The organism is Candidatus Sodalis pierantonius str. SOPE (assembly GCF_000517405.1).
Lineage (GTDB): Bacteria > Pseudomonadota > Gammaproteobacteria > Enterobacterales > Enterobacteriaceae > Sodalis_C > Sodalis_C pierantonii.
Genome location: NZ_CP006568.1, coordinates 2,039,202 through 2,059,253, shown reverse-complemented (window position 1 = coordinate 2,059,253; position 20,052 = coordinate 2,039,202). Strand labels below are relative to the sequence as shown.

General features: G+C 54.4%; 13 protein-coding genes and 6 pseudogenes. 6 read left to right on the top strand and 13 right to left on the bottom strand.

The genetic code is table 11. The features are described from left to right. Nucleotides 1-17: 17 nt before the first annotated feature. Nucleotides 18-1,373: a CDP-diacylglycerol--serine O-phosphatidyltransferase gene (gene pssA, locus SOPEG_RS10555; protein ID WP_025245309.1), complete on the top strand. Its 1,356-nt coding sequence runs from the start codon at nucleotides 18-20 to the stop codon at nucleotides 1,371-1,373. Between the two features lie 72 nt (nucleotides 1,374-1,445). Beyond that, a complete protein-coding gene (locus SOPEG_RS10550) occupies nucleotides 1,446-1,790 on the top strand; it encodes a YfiM family lipoprotein (protein WP_038468605.1) in 345 nt (114 codons plus the stop codon). Nucleotides 1,791-1,953: 163 nt separating this feature from the next. Here the strand turns inward: SOPEG_RS10550 and SOPEG_RS10545 are convergent, their stop codons facing one another. Further along, nucleotides 1,954-2,676: an N-acetylmannosamine-6-phosphate 2-epimerase gene (locus SOPEG_RS10545; RefSeq protein WP_025245307.1), complete on the bottom strand. Its 723-nt coding sequence runs from the start codon at nucleotides 2,674-2,676 to the stop codon at nucleotides 1,954-1,956. Further along, nucleotides 2,673-3,560: pseudogene (locus SOPEG_RS10540) on the bottom strand (PTS transporter subunit EIIC); the annotation flags it as partial. The pseudogene SOPEG_RS10540 and the gene SOPEG_RS10545, both read right to left, overlap by 4 nt. A 60-nt stretch (nucleotides 3,561-3,620) precedes the next feature. Between SOPEG_RS10540 and SOPEG_RS10535 the strand changes: the two are divergent. Continuing rightward, nucleotides 3,621-4,544 carry an IS5 family transposase gene (locus SOPEG_RS10535; protein ID WP_025245305.1) on the top strand — a complete coding sequence of 308 codons (924 nt, stop codon included), beginning with the start codon at nucleotides 3,621-3,623 and terminating at the stop codon, nucleotides 4,542-4,544. A 56-nt stretch (nucleotides 4,545-4,600) separates the two neighbouring features. Here SOPEG_RS10535 and SOPEG_RS10530 read toward each other — a convergent pair. Next, nucleotides 4,601-5,278, bottom strand: a pseudogene (locus tag SOPEG_RS10530) (PTS transporter subunit EIIC); the annotation flags it as partial. A 43-nt stretch (nucleotides 5,279-5,321) separates the two neighbouring features. Further along, a complete protein-coding gene (locus tag SOPEG_RS10525; protein WP_025243834.1) occupies nucleotides 5,322-6,245 on the bottom strand; it encodes an IS5-like element ISSoEn1 family transposase in 924 nt (307 codons plus the stop codon). Nucleotides 6,246-6,340: 95 nt separating this feature from the next. Between SOPEG_RS10525 and SOPEG_RS10520 the strand changes: the two are divergent. Together SOPEG_RS10520 and SOPEG_RS10515 are read left to right on the top strand one after the other, a co-directional pair. Beyond that, nucleotides 6,341-7,245 (top strand): annotated as a pseudogene (locus SOPEG_RS10520) (MurR/RpiR family transcriptional regulator). After that, nucleotides 7,155-8,364 (top strand): annotated as a pseudogene (locus SOPEG_RS10515) (IS256-like element ISSoEn2 family transposase). Before SOPEG_RS10520 ends, SOPEG_RS10515 begins: the two co-directional pseudogenes overlap by 91 nt. Before the next feature lie 182 nt (nucleotides 8,365-8,546). Here the strand turns inward: SOPEG_RS10515 and istB are convergent. The 4 genes and pseudogenes from istB to SOPEG_RS30380 form a co-directional block, all read right to left on the bottom strand. Next, nucleotides 8,547-9,296 carry an IS21-like element ISSoEn3 family helper ATPase IstB gene (istB, locus tag SOPEG_RS10510; RefSeq protein WP_025245302.1) on the bottom strand — a complete coding sequence of 250 codons (750 nt, stop codon included), beginning with the start codon at nucleotides 9,294-9,296 and terminating at the stop codon, nucleotides 8,547-8,549. A gap of 11 nt (nucleotides 9,297-9,307) precedes the next feature. After that, a pseudogene (istA, locus tag SOPEG_RS10505) lies at nucleotides 9,308-10,833 on the bottom strand (IS21 family transposase). Between the two features lie 172 nt (nucleotides 10,834-11,005). Next, nucleotides 11,006-11,729: pseudogene (locus SOPEG_RS10500) on the bottom strand (IS5 family transposase); the annotation flags it as partial. A gap of 60 nt (nucleotides 11,730-11,789) precedes the next feature. Further along, the gene (locus SOPEG_RS30380; RefSeq protein WP_257720373.1) at nucleotides 11,790-11,912 is read right to left on the bottom strand and encodes a hypothetical protein; all 123 of its coding nucleotides are present in this window, start codon (nucleotides 11,910-11,912) and stop codon (nucleotides 11,790-11,792) included. Between the two features lie 344 nt (nucleotides 11,913-12,256). Here SOPEG_RS30380 and SOPEG_RS10495 point away from each other — a divergent pair, with 344 nt between their 5' ends. Next, nucleotides 12,257-13,015 (top strand): DNA adenine methylase, encoded by a 759-nt coding sequence (locus SOPEG_RS10495; protein ID WP_038468601.1) that lies wholly within the window; start codon nucleotides 12,257-12,259, stop codon nucleotides 13,013-13,015. 79 nt (nucleotides 13,016-13,094) lie between these two features. Here SOPEG_RS10495 and SOPEG_RS27410 read toward each other — a convergent pair whose 3' ends face one another. The 5 genes from SOPEG_RS27410 to SOPEG_RS10475 all read right to left on the bottom strand — a co-directional run bounded on the left by SOPEG_RS27410 (nucleotide 13,095) and on the right by SOPEG_RS10475 (nucleotide 19,967). Beyond that, nucleotides 13,095-13,322, bottom strand: a complete 228-nt coding sequence (locus SOPEG_RS27410) for a hypothetical protein (protein ID WP_148297054.1) — start codon at nucleotides 13,320-13,322, stop codon at nucleotides 13,095-13,097. Nucleotides 13,323-14,180: 858 nt separating this feature from the next. Next, nucleotides 14,181-15,587, bottom strand: a complete 1,407-nt coding sequence (gene gndA / locus SOPEG_RS10490) for an NADP-dependent phosphogluconate dehydrogenase (RefSeq protein WP_025245298.1) — start codon at nucleotides 15,585-15,587, stop codon at nucleotides 14,181-14,183. A gap of 121 nt (nucleotides 15,588-15,708) precedes the next feature. Further along, on the bottom strand, nucleotides 15,709-16,824 hold the full coding sequence (locus SOPEG_RS10485; protein ID WP_025245297.1) for a glycosyltransferase family 4 protein: 1,116 nt from the start codon (nucleotides 16,822-16,824) through the stop codon (nucleotides 15,709-15,711). Nucleotides 16,825-16,832: 8 nt separating this feature from the next. Next, entirely contained in the window at nucleotides 16,833-17,969 is a 1,137-nt protein-coding gene (locus tag SOPEG_RS10480) for a glycosyltransferase family 4 protein (protein WP_025245296.1), read from the bottom strand. Nucleotides 17,970-18,065: 96 nt separating this feature from the next. Beyond that, nucleotides 18,066-19,967, bottom strand: coding sequence for a glycosyltransferase family 4 protein (locus tag SOPEG_RS10475; RefSeq protein WP_158382378.1), 1,902 nt, complete (start codon nucleotides 19,965-19,967; stop codon nucleotides 18,066-18,068). Between the last annotated feature and the right edge of the window lie 85 nt (nucleotides 19,968-20,052).

The following is a 20,052-nucleotide window of genomic DNA, read 5'->3' as shown; positions in this document are numbered from 1 at the left end:
AGAAGAAACGCACTGTGATGTTGTCAACTTTTAAACGCAGCAAACACCAACAACACCTTGCACAACTGCCAAAAATCCCCCAGACGGTTGCAGATGTTAAAACGCTTTTCAGCCCTGAAGATTTCTATCAAGCGCTCATACGGGCCATCGCCGGCGCCCGACAGCGGATTTATCTGGTCGCGCTGTATCTGGAGCAGGACCAAGGCGGCCAACGGATCCTTGAGACCTTATATCAGGCCAAACGCACCGACCCTACGCTTGAAATAGCGATTCTCGTTGATTGGCACCGGGCGCAGCGCGGCCGCATCGGCGCCGCCGCCGCCAACACCAACGCCGACTGGTACTGCCGGATGGCGCAAGCCCATCCCGGCGTGGACGTGCCGGTCTATGGCGTGCCGGTCAATACCCGCGAAGCGTTGGGCGTGTTGCATTTGAAGGGTTTTATCATCGACGACGAGGTCATTTACAGCGGCGCCAGCCTGAACGATGTCTATCTGCATCAGCAGGATAAATACCGCTACGATCGCTACCAGATTATCCGCAATCAGCCGCTGGCGGACACGCTGCTCAACTATATCAAACAACATTTGCTCACGGCGCCGGCGGTGAACCGGCTGGACAACGCCGCCCGGCCGAAAAGCCTGGAAATAAAAAACGATACCCGCCTGTTTCGTCAGACCCTACGGGAGGCCGGCTATCGTTATCAGGGTGAGGCAGGCCCCGATGAATTGGCCATTACCCCGCTGGTGGGATTGGGCAAACAAAGCCCGCTGAACAAAACAATCCATCATTTATTGTGCTCGACCCGCGATACCTTGACGTTGTGCACCCCTTATTTCAATTTGCCCGCGCTGCTGGTGCGCGATCTCATCGGGCTGCTGCGCCTGGGCAGGCAGGTGGAGATCATTGTCGGCGATAAAACCGCCAACGATTTTTATATCCCGGAAGATCAGCCGTTTAAAATCATCGGTGCCCTGCCCTACCTGTATGAAATCAACCTGCGCCGCTTTCTTAGCCGTTTGCAACGTTATGTAGACAATGGTCAACTGGTGGTGCGTCTGTGGAAAGACGACGACAACAGCTATCACTTGAAAGGCGTTTGGGTGGACCAAGAGTGGCAATTTCTGACCGGCAACAACCTGAACCCGCGGGCCTGGCGGCTCGATCTGGAGAATGCGCTGCTGATCCACGATCCCGCGCAGGCGCTGCGCCCGCAGCGCGAGCGTGAACTCGCGCTGATCCGTACCAACACCCGGGCGGTACGGCACTTCACCGAGCTGCAAAGCATCGCCGACTATCCGGTTAAAGTGCGTAAGCTTATCCGTCGTTTACGCCGTATCCGCATCGACCGTTTAATCAGCCGGATACTCTGAACAGGCATGCGTTTTTTCCCCTGGCGCGTTTACAAGTTGGCCACGCCGTCGGAAGCCAGAAGGCACCCAAGGGTGCCAACCTACCGCCGTTTATGCTTATCGCTCTTGTGGCTACTGCCGCTCCTCTGGTGTGCTGGCTGCAGCCATCTGGCCCAGGACAGTTGGACCGGCCGCGACAAAGCCCAACACTTCGTTGGTTCCGCACTGCTGGCGGTGGCCGGCAGCGCGATCGCCGAACATCAATCGGCCTCGCCGGCGCGCAGTCGTAATATTGGTTTTGGCCTCGCCATTACCTTCGGCGCGCTGAAAGAAGCCTGGGACAACCGACCGAACGGCACAGGCTGGAGCTGGAAGGACTTTACCTGGGACGTGGCGGGCGCCGCCGCCGGCTACAGCCTGTATGCGCTGAGCAACTGACCCCGTTACCTTGCACCCGCCGCGCCAAAAACAAATTGTCAGCCGCGCCTGCCGCTGAGTTGTTATTGGGCGGTCGGTCGATAGTCGTAGCCCATCCCCGTCGGCGAGTATCCCGGCGGCGGCGCCTGCTAAACACCGCGCATCGATGGGACCCTACCGTGACTTAGTCCTCGTTGCCCGCACTCGCGTCGTTACCCGTTTCCATTGCAGAGACAAAACGCGCCGTAATCTGCTGCGGACGGGTAATCGCGCCGGCCACGACCACCGCATGACACCCGAGTTGCAGGCAACGCGCTGCCATTGCCGGCGTCAAAACATTGCCTTCGGCGATAACCGGCCGGCTGACTGCCGCCACTACCTCGTGCAGAAAAACGAAATCGTGCTCGGCCAGCGTGCGTCCGCGGCTCGCGTCGGTGTAACCATAAAGCGTCGTGCCGATGACATCGAAACCCAGATGCTCGGCCGCTCGCGCCTGCGCTACGCTTGCAATATCGGCCATCAACAGCAGTTGCGGATAATGCCGGCGGCAATAGGCCACCTGTTGCGCCAGCGAGCCGCCGCCGGGACACGGCCTATCGGTGGCGTCTATGGCAATCATAGGCGGCTGGGCCGCCATAAGCTCATCAATTTCACGCACCGTAGCGGTAATAAACACCTCGCTGTCGGGATAATCTCGTTTGATGATAGCGATAACCGGCAGCGCGACCTGCCGCCGCACCGCCGCCACATCCGCCAGACCGTTGGCGCGGATCGCAGCAGCCCCCCCTTGTTGTGCCGCCAGCGCCATACGTGCCATGATCTGGGCACCGTGCAGCGGTTCTTGCTCCAGCGCCTGGCACGACACCACCAGTTTGCCTTTAACTGTCGTCAGCATGGATTCTGTCATGACGCAGTCGCTTCCTCTATTTCATTTTTAATTACCGTCACATGGGGATCATAGATGACCTGCACCCCGTTGCCACGTTTAATCACCCCGCGGGCGCCGCTTTGCGTAAGCAAGGCGTCGTCCACCCGTTGCGGGGACCGTACCGTGACGCGCAAACGGGTCGCGCAGCAATCCAGCTCCTCAATATTCTCCCGCCTGCCCAACGCTTGGATAATCGTCTCCGCCCGCTGGCTGCCGACCGTCGCCTCGCTTACGGCGGTCATCTCTTCCCTACCGGGCGTTTTGAAATCGAAACGGCGAATCAGATAACGGAATGAGAAGTAATAAAGCAGAAACCAGGGCACCCCTACTACCGGCACCCACAGCCAATGGGTTTTGGCCTCGCCCTGCAATACGCCGAACAAAATGAAGTCGATAAAGCCGCCGGAGAAGGTTTGGCCAATGGTAATTTGTAGAATATGGGCCAGCATAAACGCCAAACCATCGAACACGGCATGCAGCACATACAGCGCCGGCGCGATAAACAAGAATGAAAACTCGATAGGCTCGGTGATACCGGTCAAGAAAGAAGTGAGCGCCGCCGACAGCAGCAGTCCTCCCACCCGCTTACGGTTTTCCGGTCGCGTCGCATGGTACATCGCTAAACAGGCGCCAAGCAGCCCAAACATCATGGTAATAAAACGCCCGGACATAAAACGCGCCGTGCCGATATAATAATGCTGGGTATTGGGATCCGCTAATTGCGCGAAAAAAATGCGCTGAGTACCTTCATAAAGCTGGCCGTTTATTACCTCGCTGCCGCCAAGCGCTGTGGTCCAGAACGGTAAATAGAAAATATGATGTAAGCCAAACGGGCCCAGCATCCGCAGGGCTTTGTTGAATAAATCGAACTTTTAGGTGACTGGCGACTCTGATCACTACATTCGTTTCAACATCAGGTCCCCATGGCAAAGCAAAAGTTTAAAATCACCAACTGGCCCGCATATAACAATGCGCTCAGGCAGCGGGGGGACCTGACAGTATGGCTTGATGAGTCAGCCATTGCTGCATGGACTGAGAGTACACCACCTGAACATCGTGGCCGGCCGCTTCACTACACCGATATGGCCATTACCACGGTTCTGATGATAAAGCGCGTGTTTAACCTTTCGCTCCGAGCGTTACAGGGTTTCGTTGACTCGATTTTTAAACTGATGGGGCTGTCGCTGCGCTGCCCAGATTACTCTCTGGTCAGCCGGCGAGCAAAAACCGTCGACATCAGCATAAAAACGCCAACCCGCGGCGAAATCTCACACCTGGTCATCGATGGCACCGGCCTGAAAGTCTTCGGCGAAGGCGAATGGAAAGTCAGGCAGCATGGGGCTGAGAGGCGCAGAGTATGGCGCAAGCTTCATCTGGCAGTAGATAGCGTGACACATGAAATTATCTGTGCCGATTTATCGCTAAGCGATACGACAGATGCGCAGGCGCTGCCCGGGCTGATTAACCAAACCCACCGGAAAATCAGGGAAGCGTCGGCTGACAGTGCTTACGATACGCGTTACTGTCATGATGCTCTGCTGAAGAAAAAAATAAAGCCGCTTATCCCACCGCGAAGTGGTGCGCAATATTGGCCAGCTCGATACCATGAGCGTAACCATGCGGTGGCAAATCAGCATCTGAGCGGCAATAACGATACCTGGAAAAAGAAAGTAGGTTATCACCGGCGTTCACTGGCTGAAACGGCCATGTTCCGGTTTAAAACACTTCTGGGTGGTCATCTGAGTCTGCATGACTATGACGCGCAGGTAGGTGAGGCAATGGCAATGGTTAAAGCACTTAACCGGATCACACTGTTAGGAATGTCAAACAGCGTCCGCATCATGTAACAATCGCCCTGATAGGGAGGAAGTCGTCACAAATTTCGGATTTATTCAACAAAGCGCATCCGCAGTACAAAACCATAGATAAAGGTCCCCAGATAGCCGGTTGCGTCCACCAGACCGCTGAGACTGAAAATAATTTTCTGAAACCAGGGCCACACGACAACCATCACCGCGCCAACAATAATCGCGGCGAATGAACAAACGATCGGCACAAAGCGCGAGCCGCCGAAAAAGCCGAGAAATTGCGGCAGCACAATCTTGTTGTAACGGTTAAGCAGCCAATAAGACACCAGACCGATGACTACCCCGCCGAATACGCCCGTCTCCAGCGTCTGGATCCCCAGCGCCATCCCCTGACCGTGAGCGCCGGGATTACTGACCGCCAGCTTGCCGCTTATCTGCAATAGGGCATTAATCGTAGCATTCATCACCAATTAGGCCAGCAGCGCTGCCATGCCGGCCGTCCCCTTATCCGTCTTCGCCAGCCCCACCGCCACCCCAACGGCAAAGAGTACCGCCAAGTTAGCAAAGACAATGGTGCCGGCACCCGCCAGCACGGTAAACAGATCCTGAAGCCAGGGAATATTCAAAAAGGGGTAGGCGGCAACCGTATTCACATTGGATAATGCGCCTCCAATACCCAGCAACAAATCCGCCGCCGGCAGAACGGCAATGGGCAACATAAAGGATTTGCCAAATCTCTGGGCTTTTTCAAACCATTTACCGCTTTGTTGAATAAATCCGAAATTTTTGACGACTTCCTCCTTATCAGGGCGATTGTTACATGATGCGGACGCTGTTTGGCATTCCTAACAACGTGATCCGGTTAAGCGCTTTGACCATTGCCATAGCCTCACCTACCTGCGCGTCATAGTCATGCAGACTCAGATGACCACCCAGAAGTATTTTAAACCGGAACATGGCCGTTTCAGCCAGTGAACGCCGGTGATAACCTACTTTCTTTTTCCAGGTATCGTTATTGCCGCTCAGATGCTGATTTGCCACCGCATGGTTACGCTCATGGTATCGAGCTGGCCAATATTGCGCACCACTTCGCGGTGGGATAAGCGGCTTTATTTTTTTCCTCAGCAGAGCATCATGACAGTAACGCGTATCGTAAGCACTGTCAGCCGACGCTTCCCTGATTTTCCGGTGGGTTTGGTTAATCAGCCCGGGCAGCGCCTGCGCATCTGTCGTACCGCTTAGCGATAAATCGGCACAGATAATTTCATGTGTCGCGCTATCTACTGCCAGATGAAGCTTGCGCCATACTCTGCGCCTCTCAGCCCCATGCTGCCTGACTTTCCATTCGCCTTCGCCGAAGATTTTCAGGCCGGTGCCATCGATGACCAGGTGTGAGATTTCGCCGCGGGTTGGCGTTTTTATGCTGATGTCGACGGTTTTTGCTCGCCGGCTGACCAGAGAGTAATCTGGGCAGCGCAGCGACAGCCCCATCAGTTTAAAAATCGAGTCAACGAAACCCTGTAACGCCCGGAGCGAAAGGTTAAACACGCGCTTTATCATCAGAACCGTGGTAATGGCCATATCGGTGTAGTGAAGCGGCCGGCCACGATGTTCAGGTGGTGTACTCTCAGTCCATGCAGCAATGGCTGACTCATCAAGCCATACTGTCAGGTCCCCCCGCTGCCTGAGCGCATTGTTATATGCGGGCCAGTTGGTGATTTTAAACTTTTGCTTTGCCATGGGGACCTGATGTTGAAACGAATGTAGTGATCAGAGCCGCCAGTCACCTAAAAGTTCGATTTATTCAACAAAGCCCCTACAACAAGGAGTCTGCTGTGAATAAACATTCGGCGCCGGTGAATCTGCTGCTTTACCTGCGGCATAGCTTGGAAAGTTTCAGCCCGACGCTGCAAAAGCTCGGCGTGTTCGTGCTCGAGCATACCCAACGGGTGCTCTACTCACCATTACCGAGCTGGCAGAGCAAAGCGGAACCAGCGAGGCGAGCGTGACGCGTCTATGCCGCATGTTGGGCTGTAAGGGGTTTGCCGAATTTAAAATGGCGCTGGCCCTGGAAGCAAGTCAGCAAGATGAGCCGGCGTCGGCGGCAACAGATGACGTGCAGGGATTAATCGTTGAGGCCGCTAACGCGTTACAGGATACCGGTAAATTGGTTAACCGCCAGGCGCTGGCGGACGGCGCCGTTATGCTGCACACTCTGTGTTCGCTGCAGATTTATGGCGTGGCGGCCAGTGCGATTATCGGTAATTATCTGCAGTATAAATTGCTGCGGCTGGGTAAGTCCGCCCATGCCTTTGATGACATGCACAGCGCAGCAATGAACGCCGTCAGCCTGGGCGCGGAAGACGCGGTCATTGCCATCTCCAGTTCAGGATCTACCCGCGATGTTTTATCGGCGGTAGAGCTCGCCCGTGAGCACCGGGCAAAAGTGATCGTGCTGAGCAATACGCTGCACAGTCCGCTATGTGAATTGGCCGACGTGTTGCTGGTCGCCGCCAAACCGGAAGGCCCGCTCAACGCCGACGCGCTGCAATCAAAAATCGGCGCCATGTTGCTGGTGAGCCTGTTTAGAAATTTGTGTATTTGCCTGATTTTGATATGTTCAATCCAACATCAAAAACAGGTTAATTTATGGACGAAAAACAGTTGCAGGCTCTGGCTAACGAACTGGCCAAAAATCTCAAAACCCCTGAAGATCTCAGTTACTTCGATCGGCTGCTGAAAAAAATCAGCGTCGAAGCAGCTCTCAATGCCGAAATGACCCATCACCTCGGCTACGATAAAAATCAGCCTAAACCGGGGACCAACGCCCGCAACGGCTATTCCACAAAAACCGTTACCACTGGCGATGGCCCGCTGGCGCTGCGTACTCCGCGCGATCGTGACGGTTCCTTTGAACCGCAACTGGTGAAGAAGAACCAGACCCGGATTACCGGGATGGATAACCAGATTTTATCGTTGTACGCTAAAGGGATGACCACCCGCGAGATCGCCGCCGCGTTCAAAGAGCTGTATGACGCCGATGTCTCGCCGGCGCTGGTCTCAAAGGTCACCGATGCGGTCATGGAGCAGGTTGTCGAATGGCAAAACCGGCCCCTGGATGCAGTCTATCCCATTGTTTATCTTGACTGTATCGTTCTAAAAGTCCGGCAGGACAGCCGCATCATCAACAAATCTGTGTTCCTGGCGCTGGGCATCAACATCGAAGGCCAGAAAGAGTTGCTAGGTATGTGGCTGGCCGAAAATGAAGGCGCAAAGTTCTGGCTGAACGTGCTGACAGAGCTGAAAAACCGCGGCCTGAACGATATCCTTATCGCCTGCGTAGACGGGCTGAAAGGTTTCCCTGACGTTATTAACTCGGTGTATCCGGAGGCGCGGCTTCAGCTGTGTATCGTGCATATGGTGCGTAACAGCCTGCGGTTCGTCTCCTGGAAGGACTACAAGGCCGTCACCCGCGACCTGAAAGCTTATCTATCAGGCCCCTACGGAAGAAGCCGGCTTGCAGGCGCTGGAAGCGTTCTCCAGTGCCTGGGACATCCGCTACCCGCAAATAAGTCGAAGCTGGCAGGCAAACTGGGCCAATCTGGCCACGTTCTTTGCCTACCCAACGGACATCCGCAAGGTGATCTACACGACCAACGCTATCGAGTCGTTAAACAGCGTGATCCGGCATGCCATCAAAAAGCGCAAGGTGTTCCCGACCGACGACACAGTGAAAAAGGTGGTGTGGCTGGCGATACAGGCGGCCTCACAGAAATGGACAATGCCTTTGAGGGACTGGCGCATGGCAATGAGCCGCTTTATTATCGAGTTCGGTGACCGCCTGGACGGTCACTTCTGAGAAAAGGCATTTACACAGAATCGTGTACAGGGTCTACTTTCTTTTTCCAGGTATCGTTATTGTGCAGATTCCGACGTATCCGATCAGCTGTTCCGGCGACATCCGATCAGTTATTCCGATATTTTCCGATCACCCATTCCAGTGATATTCGATCACGTGTTCGCTCATCTTCTGACTCGGGTTTAGTCTATTTTTCCTGTGCTGGCTACTCCTTGCTCTTTGCGTAGTGATTCGCCTTTAAGTTCCAGTCTATAGCTGGGGTGTACTGACCGATCGAGTAACGCGTCAGCTGTCGTGGGGTTTTCTATCAGTCCATACCATTTTTTCACCGGCAGTTGACTGATCAGGATGCTGCTGCTTTTGTCGTAGCGATCTTCCATCACCTCCAACAGCATCGTTGCCTGCATCGGACTTATTGATTCTAGGCCCACATCGTCCAAGATCAGTAACTCTATTTTTTCTAACTGCTTAAGCTGTTTTAGATAGGTCCCGTCTACCTGACACTGGTGAAGATGGGCCAGCAACCGACCCACTCGCCAGTAACGCACGCTATATTGCTGCCGGCATGCCTGCTCACTAAGCGCACAACTGAGCCAGGTTTTGCCCGTACCTGTCGGCCCCGTGATGAGTATGCTTTTCTGATATTTCAGATATTGTCCCCCTAGCAGATCTCGCATCTGTTCCGGTGTCACTCCTCGGCTAGGGATATAGCGGATATCTTCCGGTTTTGTCTGCAAGCGCATTTGCGATTGCCGTCGAATACGGCATATGTGGTTGTTTTTTCTATGTAAATTTTCCGATTCTACCATCAGCGACAACCGCTCCTCGAACCCCAGCTCCCCATAACTCCCCGGGAGTTCGCGTTGCGTCTCCAACGCCTGGACCATTGCCGACAACTTCAGCTCTCGCAGAGCCATTAACAGTGTATCCATATTTATTCTCCTTAGTGATAACTGTCCGGACCTCGGAGGTTTTCGTGAACCAGCATTGATACGCCGGCTCCGTCCTGGGTGACCTCACTTTCACGACCGTGTTTCAATACGTTGGCTATGAAAGAGCGGTTAATGCACCCTTTCTCCAACGCCAGCGCGCAGGCCTTCTTCAGTCGCGTCGTCTCATAGCGCCGTTGCAGATTGAGTAGCCCCAGCACGGAGCGGTAAGCCTGCTCCGGATGGGCTTTGCTCTTTTGGATGGACTCGACCACTTTCAGTGTGCACACACCCACCGACAGCGCCCAACTGCACAGCCTTTCCGGCGTCCACTGACTCTGCCCCTTATGGTTAGCCGGCATGTGCGCCGCCTGAGTCGTGTGCCTATAGGCGTTATCGCTGCGAGGGTGCGTAGCCACGCAGACGCCCTTATGGTGGATTTGCACCAGCCGTTGGGTGGCGATGACGTCAACGCGCTCGCCAACCAGCGGATGCGGCACCGAGTACCAGTTTTTGCCGTAGTCTATGTGGTAATCAGGTCCCACTCGGGCAACGAGATACTCACTGTATTCCCATTGTGTGGGCGGTAGAGGCCCAAGAGCCGGTTTGTCCAGCTGCTCGAAGCGTTCAAGGCGACTTTGTCCGCCGTAATGACGCATCGGGCGCAGATTCAACTCATGATTGAGTTCTCGTATCACCTGGTTGAGTTCGGCCAGCGAGTAGAACCTACGTTTACGCAACCGGGCCAAAACCCAGCGTTCTACCAGCTGCACAGTTGATTCTGCCTTCGCCTTGTCTTTCGGTTTTCTCGGGCGCGCCGGTAGCACCACTGTCTCATAGTGATTTGCCAGCGCCTGGTAGCTCTGGTTTATGACCGACTCATAGCGGTCAGGGGTGCTGACAGCGCTGCGCAGATTATCAGGTATCATCAGCTCCGGAACCCCACCCATGAAGTGCAGACAGCGGCTATTGGCGTTGAGCCACGATGCCATGTCCTGGCCTTCGCAGGCTTCGATATACGCATAGCCTGACACGCCCATGGCAGCGACGAAGATAGCGACCTGGCGTACGCTACTGGTCGCAGGGTTGACGATAGGTACGGTGGGGCCACAGAAGTCGATGAAGAGCTTTTCGCCAGCCTTGTGCTCCATGCGCATAGAACGCCGCTGCTTCTTTTTCCAGTCACGGAACAGTGCACAAAACTGTGAGTAACCGAGGGCATCACCGCCCACGGCGGACTGATATTCCATCCAGAGCAGCTGCTTGGTCATGCCCTTGCGGCTTAACTCGGTATCGATATCAAGCCAGCTGGGTAAGGTATTGATAACTTTTCCGGATTTGCCGGGATAGAGCAGGCGGTCGAGGTCGACGGGGGACAGTTCCGCCGGCAATGGCCAGACCAGGTTAGCTACCGTGAATCGGCCGAGGATATCGTGCACGGTAGTACAGCCTATGCCGAGCGACGCTGCTCGAATTTCATACGTAATACATTAATATAGATGCACATTTCCGTTCTCGCTTTCTTTTTTTTACGTGCCATGCCATGCCCCCGGAAGCTAAAAGTCTCCAGAGTATGGCGGAACAGAAGATGAGCGATCGGACAGAATCGGAATCGCTGATCGGGCGACCGGAATCAGTGATCGGATGAAATCAGAATTAGTGATCGGGTGAAATCGGAATCAGTGATCGGATGTGACCGGAACCAGCATATTGCCGCTCAGATGCTGGATTTGCCACCGCATGGTTACGCTCATGGTATCGAGCTGGCCAATATTGCGCACCACTTCGCGGTGGGATAAGCGGCTTTATTTTTTTCCTCAGCAGAGCATCATGACAGTAACGCGTATCGTAAGCACTGTCAGCCGACGCTTCCCTGATTTTCCGGTGGGTTTGGTTAATCAGCCCGGGCAGCGCCTGCGCATCTGTCGTACCGCTTAGCGATAAATCGGCACAGATAATTTCATGTGTCACGCTATCTACTGCCAGATGAAGCTTGCGCCATACTCTGCGCCTCTCAGCCCCATGCTGCCTGACTTTCCATTCGCCTTCGCCGAAGACTTTCAGGCCGGTGCCATCGATGACCAGGTGTGAGATTTCGCCGCGGGTTGGCGTTTTTATGCTGATGTCGACGGTTTTTGCTCGCCGGCTGACCAGAGAGTAATCTGGGCAGCGCAGCGACAGCCCCATCAGTTTAAAAATCGAGTCAACGAAACCCTGTAACGCCTGGAGCGAAAGGTTAAACACGCGCTTTATCATCAGAACCGTGGTAATGGCCATATCGGTGTAGTGAAGCGGCCGGCCACGATGTTCAGGTGGTGTACTCTCAGTCCATGCAGCAATGGCTGACTCATCAAGCCATACTGTCAGGTCCCCCCGCTGCCTGAGCGCATTGTTATATGCGGGCCAGTTGGTGATTTTAAACTTTTGCTTTGCCATGGGGACCTGATGTTGAAACGAATGTAGTGATCAGAGCCGCCAGTCACCTAAAAGTTCGATTTATTCAACAAAGCCATCCACACCGATAAAACCTGATGGAAAAACCGTCAATCCACCATAAAAAGCCAGCACAAAAATGATGGCTATTGCCCTTAGGCCATCGATATCATCGCGGTATTTCATTAAAATCATATATATTTCAATTAATTACAATAAAAATCGGTTCATTGCAGATCATCTGCAGCCTTACCCTAACGTATTTTGCATCATTGTTAAATACACTCGTTTATGGGAACTACCAGCTTAAGATTTATGCCGATAGATTAATCAATGCTGGATTACCTCTTTAGCCATTACAGGTTAACTTTTTGATTTTAAATTAAAATATTTCTCTTTCCGTGTTATTACTTACAGCCACTACGCCTCAGTCAGTATTTACGAGTTACAACTACAATAATAATTATCTTGACGATCAATTGCTGATTATTGATCGGTGGAAATTATAGTAACGCATGAGGATTGCATTAATGAGTACGCCAATCGTACCTTGGGTGGGAGGAAAGCGGCGGCTGGCTAAACGTCTTCTATCGTACTTTCCTGAGCACAAATGCTACGTTGAACCATTCTGTGGGGGAGCGGCGCTGTTTTTCAGCAAGGAACCATCCACAGTCGAAGTGCTGAACGATATCAATGGCGATTTGATAAACCTCTATCGGGTGGTTAAGTACCATTTGGAGGAATTTATACGTCAGTTTAAGTGGGCTTTAAGCAGTAGGCGGCTGTTTGATTGGCTAAAAGAAACACCACCACAAACGCTGACCGATATACAGCGAGCCGCCCAGTTTTACTATCTTCAGCAACTCACATTTGGTGGCAAAGTGAGCGGGCAGAACTTTGGTACTTCCGCTGTGCGATCACAGGCATTGAACCTCCTAAGAATCGAAGAACAGCTATCACAGGCTCATCTGCGTTTATCTCAGGCAACCATAGAGCATCTTGGGTGGCAGGCTTGTATTGAAAAATATGATAGGCCACATACATTGTTCTACCTTGATCCACCTTATTGGAAGACTCAAGGCTATGGCGTGGCGTTTGGCCTGGAGCAATACAGCATCATTGATAGCCTGGCTCATTCGATAGCAGGAAGAATGGTTATTTCAGTTAATGATATCCCAGAAATGAGGAGCATCTTCAAAAACCTTCATATCGACGTTGTTGACCTAAAATACTCATTAGGCAACAACCCTCATAGCAGACGCGAGTTGATCATTCGCAATTTCGCCTGATTTCCTTTTTGCAAACAATTCTGGACTGTCCAAAATGGCCACTTTTTAGGGTTTAAAGGAGTCCAGAATTGCTTGCAAATTAGTCCAAAATATTTTGCATCGCTACAAATCGGCCGTTCTGAAGCGCGGCTGAGAGCCACCACACGCTGGAAAACGACCAAACCATCGTCGGCGGGGAGATCCCGCCGCTAACGGCGGGTGAAAACCTTACCGTGCGGGTGAGGAAAGCGGCGTTGCTCGACGACGGCATGGGGTGACCCGACAAAGCGTCGCCGTGGGCCAGCAGAGAAATCTCGCGCTCCGCCAACACCGCCCCCCGGCCGAGGCAGTGGCCGCGCGGTCACCGCAGAAGGTCCCCTGGATCGGCAGAGAGGCCGAGCGGCCCGCTACGGACGCCACCTTTGCCAGCAGTGCGTTGGTGGTGCCACGGCCGGCTATGTCGCCGCTCTTCGCGCAACACGCGCTAACCGATGCGGGCGCAGGGCCCTTTGGCACGGCGTCTGCGTCGGCCTGCCGGATAAGCCGGTGGCGCCGCCTAACCCCGTCAGCCATGCGCCTGTCCGGCAGCGCAGGCGCGTCAGCGGATCGTTCCCCCTGCGGCGGCCATGGCCGAACCGCCGCCCTTTCTGCCTGGCCACCGCGTTCAGCGAGCGGCGCCTCGCTCGCCGCTCGCCCCTCTGCTACACGCTGAAAGTGACCGCCCGCGCTAGCGCCCGCCGCGCTGCCCTGTTCAACGCGCCAGATATGGCCGGTGAGCATGAACGATAAAGCCCGTAGCGTACTGATATGCGGTTTTTTTTCTCCAGCGTGCGCGGTGATAACGGCGTCCCCACCGCCACGCTCTGCCGGCCCACTGCCACTGGGTGCGGAGTGATGCCGAGCGCCGCCGCGGTAAGTTAAAAACGAGCTAAGCATGCATGATTCCTTTCTGTTAAAGGCCTTTCCAGGCCAAGGCGGCCAGTATAGCCAGGGCTGTTGACCTTAAATATCACGGTTTCACCTTAATTGACTCGTTTCAATTCACCTTCGCGGCCGCCGCGGCAAAAAAAACCGGCCGGAATAACCGGCCGGTGTCACTGTTCAAGATGCCACCAGGCAAGGGATTATCCCCGGCCCTGGCTTCGTTCGTTAGTCGCTTATCATGCCTGCGTGGCGCAGGTTGCCCTTATTCCAGCCATTCCGTATGAAACACCCCTTCCTTATCGATACGCTTGTAGGTATGGGCGCCAAAATAGTCGCGCTGGGCCTGGATCAGGTTGGCCGGCAGCACGGCGGAACGATAGCTATCATAGTAAGCGATAGCGGCGGAGAAGGTCGGCGTCGGAATGCCGTGCTGAACCGCATAGGCCACAACATCGCGCAGCGCCTGTTGATAGTCATCGGCAATCTTCTTAAAGTACGGCGCCAGCAACAGGTTAGCGATCGCCGGATCCTGAGCATAGGCATCGGTAATTTTTTGCAAGAACTGCGCCCGGATAATGCAGCCGGCGCGGAAAATCTTCGCGATTTCGCCGTAATTCAGATCCCACTGATTTTCATCCGAGGCGGCTTTCAACTGGGAAAAACCCTGCGCATAGGAAACTATTTTGCCTAAATAGAGCGCACGGCGCACTTTCTCGATAAAGTCCGTTTTATCACCACTGAACGATTCAGTTTGCGGACCGGTAAGCACCTTGGACGCCGCCACGCGCTGCTGCTTCAGGGATGACAAATAGCGGGCAAACACCGATTCGGTAATCAGACTCAGCGGCTCGCCTAAATCCAGCGAGCTCTGGCTGGTCCATTTGCCGGTGCCTTTGTTAGCCGCCTCATCGAGAATGACGTCCACCAGGAATTGGCCCTGCTCATCCTTTTTGGTGAAGATATCTTTTGTGATATTAATCAAGTAGCTGCTCAGCTCGCCTTTGTTCCATTCGCTAAAGGTGCTGGCCAGTTGCTCATTGTTCAAACCCAGCGCATTCTTCAGCAGCGCATAGGCTTCAGCAATCAGCTGCATGTCGCCGTATTCGATACCGTTATGCACCATTTTGACATAATGGCCGGCGCCATCGGGACCGATATAGGTCACACAGGCTTCGCCATCGGCGCACGCGGCGATTTTCTCTAGAATGGGGGCCACCAGCTCATAGGCGTGTTTCTGTCCGCCCGGCATAATCGACGGCCCTTTCAGCGCGCCCTCTTCACCGCCGGAAACGCCGGTGCCGATAAAGTTGAACCCTTCCTCCGACAGCTCGCGGTTGCGGCGGATGGTGTCTTTATAGAAGGTGTTGCCGCCATCGATGAGGATGTCGCCTTTTTCCAAAAACGGTTTTAGCGACTCGATGGTTTTATCGGTGCCTTCCCCGGCTTTGACCATCAACAGAATACGTCGCGGTTTCTCAAGCGAATTGACAAATTCCTCTACGCTATAATAGGGCACCAGCTTTTTCCCCGGGTTTTCAGCGATCACTTCATCGGTCTTTTCGCGCGACCGGTTGAAAATGGATACGCTGTAACCGCGGCTTTCAATGTTAAGCGCCAGGTTGCGCCCCATGACCGCCATACCGACGACACCTATCTGTTGTGTGGACATTAAGCAACTCCTGTAGTAAGGATGATCCTCTGCCGCCGCCGCGCGGCGGACAGGTCTATATGTATATTATATGTTAACCTAAGCAAGTGTCTCGCGGGTAGTGATTGGTGCGATAGGAACGCTATCCTTTGTCGTGGCCCACCAGCTCGCGGTAGATATCAGCATAGCTACTGACCATCCGCGTTGAAGTAAATAAGGCGTTGAAACGCTCGAGCGCCTGTTCGCCATAGCGCCGCGCCTGGGCGGGATTTTGCCAAAGCTGACGCATGGCATCGGCCAGCTCCGCCGGCGACACCACCAGGCCGGTTTGCCGATGAATATTGACATAGGTGGTGCCGGTGCCGATTTCACAGCTGATGAGCGGCTTACCGTACATCGCCCCCTCCAAGAGCGTAATGCCAAACGCCTCGGACCGTAAATGGGACGGGAATACCACGCTATAACAACTCTCCAGCAACGCGGCTTTGTCCACGTCCGGTAAGGCGCCGAGAAAATGGATATTATTCAGCCCCAATTCGGCGCTGCGTTTTTTCAACTCGGCCTCCATCGGCCCCACGCCAATCAATACAATAGGATAAGGCGCGCTGCGCGCCGCTTCGATCAGCGTATGCAATCCTTTGTAGTAGCGAAACGCGCCGATGAACAGAAAAAAACGCTCACCGAACCGGTTGCGCCACTGCGCCTCGCGCGCCTTGTCTGCCGGCGGATAGGATGCGCGATCGAGACCAAACGGGATCACCGACACTTTGGCCAGGTAGCGCTGCAAAATGGGGCTGGTGGCGACATAATTCGGCGACGAGGCGACGATACGATCGACATCGCCGAGAAAATGGCGCATCAGGGGGGTATACATCTGCAGGATGAATTTTTGTTTCACTATATCCGAATGGTAGGTGACCACGGTCGGTTTATTATTCGCCGCCAAAAAATGCACCATATCCATGAAAGGATAGGGAAAATGGAAATGGACCACATCGGATTCGGCCGCCAGCTGGCGAAAACGCGCGATAGCACCAAATGAAAACGGCGTCGAGGCAAATTCAAAATTGACGGCGCTGTAGGCGGTATGATGCTGCCCCAGCGGCTTGGGTTCACAGTGACCGCGCGGGCTCAACGCCAGCACGGTGGAATCGATACCGTACGCGGGGGCGCCTTCGCACAGCTGAAAAATCACCTGCTCAATGCCGCCGTAAGAGTCGGGATAGTAGGTTTTATAAAAATGTAAGACTTTCAGCATAGACCACATTAAACCTTAAAATAAGTTTTAATCGTATCCTGAGCGCAGCGCTGCCAGGAGAACATTTGCGCGCGCGCCAGACCGGCGTTCACGGCCTCAGCACGCCACGCCTCGTCTTGCAACCCCCGCGCGATCCCCGCGCTTAAGGCGTCGACATCCCGAGGATCACAGGTCAACGCCGCATCATTCGCCACCTCCGGCAGCGATGCGACGTTGGAGCAGACCACCGGCACGCCCGACGCCATGGCCTCCAATACCGGTAAGCCGAATCCTTCATATAATGAGGGAAACACAAATAAGCGGGCGGCGGCAAATAAAATCGGCAGTTCCTCTTGCGCCACATAACCCAGATAGTTAACCCAACCTTCGCGGCTGCCGCGTTCAAAGCGCTGATGTAGAGCGCCGCTACCCCAGCCTTTATAACCGCTTATCACCAGCGGAAAACGCTGCCGCAGCGTTAGCGGAAGCTGCTCATAGGCATTGAGCAGCACCGATAAATTTTTGCGTGGTTCAATGGTGCCGGTAAATAAAGTATACCCACGATATCCTATTCCCAACCGCGACAAGAGCGGCGCCACCGCATCCTCGACGCGAGGATAAAACGACGTGCCGCAGGCCAAGGGCGTAACATCAATTTTTTCGATCGGATAATTAAAATACGCCGCCAGTTCATTTTTGGAGAAGTCGGAAACGGTAATCACCCGGCTGGCGCGCCGCAGACTGGATAGCATCGCTTTACGTAAATACCGCACCCGTTCTGACGGGTGGTATTCAGGACAGGTAAAAATGGAAATATCATGGAAAGTGGTAAGCGAACGCGGCATGCCCACCGGCAGATAATAGTTCGGGCTGTGGTAAATGTAATCGCGATAATTGCGCAACCCCACTCTTTGGCATAGCGGAAACACGAGCCGGTACATTTCTATCAACGCGCTACGCCGCTGTAGCCATTGTTGCCAAGGCCGGGAAGGTGAAGCCAACGCAGGTAAGTAGTCCGGCAGGGAAGTCTGAACCTTCAGTCGGTTAAAAAACCGCAGTTCTTCCACTTCCGGCATACGCTCTAGCTGGTGCACAAGCCCCAATGCATAACGGCCAATCCCGGTTAACGGATATTTTATCGCATCGGTAGCAAACATTATCTTCATGCGTGAGATCCTAATCCTGAAAGCGATCGGCGCCGGGCTGGCTTCGTTGACCCAGTAATCGTTTTACCCGCCGCGCCGGCCGTCGTGCGCCCGCACTTATTTCCTCGGGGCAGCAAGCGGTAACCGAGCAATCAACTGATGGATGTCGTCTCCGGCGGCGAGGATAGCGTCAGCCTCCAGACTGTCAATCTTGAGCGTCGCGTTCAGGGCAATCTCGTTCGCCCATTGCGCCCTGCGGCGCTCCAGTTCCGCCGCAATAGCGTCTGAAGGGCAAAAAATAGTGTCGGCATAGCGGAGCATCGCGCGTAGCCCTGCCCCCTCCGGCGGACATGCCTCTTGCGGGGCCGCAAGCCACGCCGCGGCAAATGCGTCATCGGGAAGCCAGAACACCACTTGCGTTCCTGCCCTAATGAGCGCATCCAGCTCCGCCTGCTGCCTGGCGCTCACAGGGTCCCGTGGTTCGGCCACCAGCAGCACATCCTGCTGGGTGAAAATCACCGGCACATCTTGCGCACGGGCGGGAGCAAGGTCGCCGTCCGGGTTGACCACGGCATAACGATAGCCGCTATTGTGCAGGCAATAGACGACGTGTACCGAGTAATCCGACGGTTCTGTCGCCAGCAATGTCGATATCAGCCGGCGCGTCTGGGCTGTCGCCGCCGTATCGCCCTGCGTCATCAGCGTGGTGGCATCAACCCACAACCGTGGCGTTTGCTCACTGAAGGCATTCTGCGCCAGCGCCCAAGCTACGCCCAAGCGGTCGGTCTCTGGGTTCAGGGTTACCGTTTCCGCTAAACGGCGGATGGCTTCGGCAGTGAATTGCCTGGCGTCCGCCGCCGGCGTCGGTACCTGGCGCGTCATGACCTGTTCAAATCCCGCCAGTGCCAGTTGGGCGGTGCGGTCCCAGGAGAATTTTGCCGCCTGCGTCAGGGCATGATCCTGCAACCGCTGATAAAAATCCTCATCTTCAAGCGCACGTAGCATGCTATCGCGCATAGCTTGGAGACTCGTCGGGTCAAACATCGCCTCCGGCCAACCAATCACTTCCGGCAGGCTGGTCGCATTCGACGAAAGCGTCGGCGCGCCGCAGCTCATCGCCTCCAGCGGCGGCAAACCAAAACCTTCATGGAGTGAAGGGAAAATAAACAGCTTACAAAGGTTGTACAGGGTGATTAAATCACTGTCGGGCACATAACCGGTAAACAACACCTGTTCGGACGTCAGTCCACATTTCGCGCACAGCCGTTGAATTTGAGCCAGTTCGACCGGACGAATTTTACAAGCCAGCACCAATGGGCAGTCATTGCGCAACGGTTCGGGTAATTGACTATAGGCTTCAATAAGCGCCTCAATGTTTTTGCGCGGCTCGATCATGGCCAACGTCATCATAAATGTGTCCGGCAAGCGATAACGCTGGCGAAAAACCTGCTTTTGCTCTGGCGTAAGCGAAAGCACGCGAAACTCCGGCTCTACGGCGGAGGAGATATTGATTACCCGCGACAGATCGATAGCGGTGTATTCTTTCACCTCCTCAGCCGCCGAGGCGGAAATGGTGAAAATCGCGTCGGCGCGTTCATATTCATGCAGCTTGTTGGTATAGAATTGGCGGAAATTGATATCAGCCAGATAGGTTTCTGGATTCAATAGCGGGATCAAATCGTGGCAGACGCAAACCGTGCGCCATGTCACCGGATAGTCGGGGATCGATACGATATATTCATCCACATGCCCTTCAAAAAAACTGATGACGAACACGACATCAGGATTGATATGGGCAATAGCGACATCGCGGCTGATATGCGCGGCGCGGTTGCGTTCTGCGTTGGCGGCATCGCAGGCCGCCAACGGCCCCTGCGCGGCAAAGGTATAAATTTCACTGGCCGGCAGCACATCTTGATATGCCTGACGCACTTCGCGGATATTATCCAGAGAGAACATGCCATTGAGCAGAATACTTACCCGATGCTCGCCGGCATTGCGGATGATGGCTCGGCTCATCGCCAACGTGCTACGGCCGATACCGCGATATTTACTTGCCGACTGCAAACCCTGGACGTCAATAAGAATGTGCACTGATGTTACC

Excerpts from the sequence above, each read along its gene's own strand:
- pssA (WP_025245309.1), top strand. The coding sequence starts at position 18 with ATGTTGTCAACTTTTAAACGCAGCAAACACCAACAACACCTTGCACAA.
- SOPEG_RS10545 (WP_025245307.1), bottom strand. The coding sequence starts at position 2,676 with ATGACAGAATCCATGCTGACGACAGTTAAAGGCAAACTGGTGGTGTCG.
- SOPEG_RS10535 (WP_025245305.1), top strand. The coding sequence starts at position 3,621 with ATGGCAAAGCAAAAGTTTAAAATCACCAACTGGCCCGCATATAACAAT.
- SOPEG_RS10525 (WP_025243834.1), bottom strand. The coding sequence starts at position 6,245 with ATGGCAAAGCAAAAGTTTAAAATCACCAACTGGCCCGCATATAACAAT.
- istB (WP_025245302.1), bottom strand. The coding sequence starts at position 9,296 with ATGGATACACTGTTAATGGCTCTGCGAGAGCTGAAGTTGTCGGCAATG.
- SOPEG_RS30380 (WP_257720373.1), bottom strand. The coding sequence starts at position 11,912 with ATGAAATACCGCGATGATATCGATGGCCTAAGGGCAATAGCCATCATT.
- SOPEG_RS10495 (WP_038468601.1), top strand. The coding sequence starts at position 12,257 with ATGAGTACGCCAATCGTACCTTGGGTGGGAGGAAAGCGGCGGCTGGCT.
- gndA (WP_025245298.1), bottom strand. The coding sequence starts at position 15,587 with ATGTCCACACAACAGATAGGTGTCGTCGGTATGGCGGTCATGGGGCGC.
- SOPEG_RS10485 (WP_025245297.1), bottom strand. The coding sequence starts at position 16,824 with ATGCTGAAAGTCTTACATTTTTATAAAACCTACTATCCCGACTCTTAC.
- SOPEG_RS10480 (WP_025245296.1), bottom strand. The coding sequence starts at position 17,969 with ATGAAGATAATGTTTGCTACCGATGCGATAAAATATCCGTTAACCGGG.
- SOPEG_RS10475 (WP_158382378.1), bottom strand. The coding sequence starts at position 19,967 with ATGAGCCGAGCCATCATCCGCAATGCCGGCGAGCATCGGGTAAGTATT.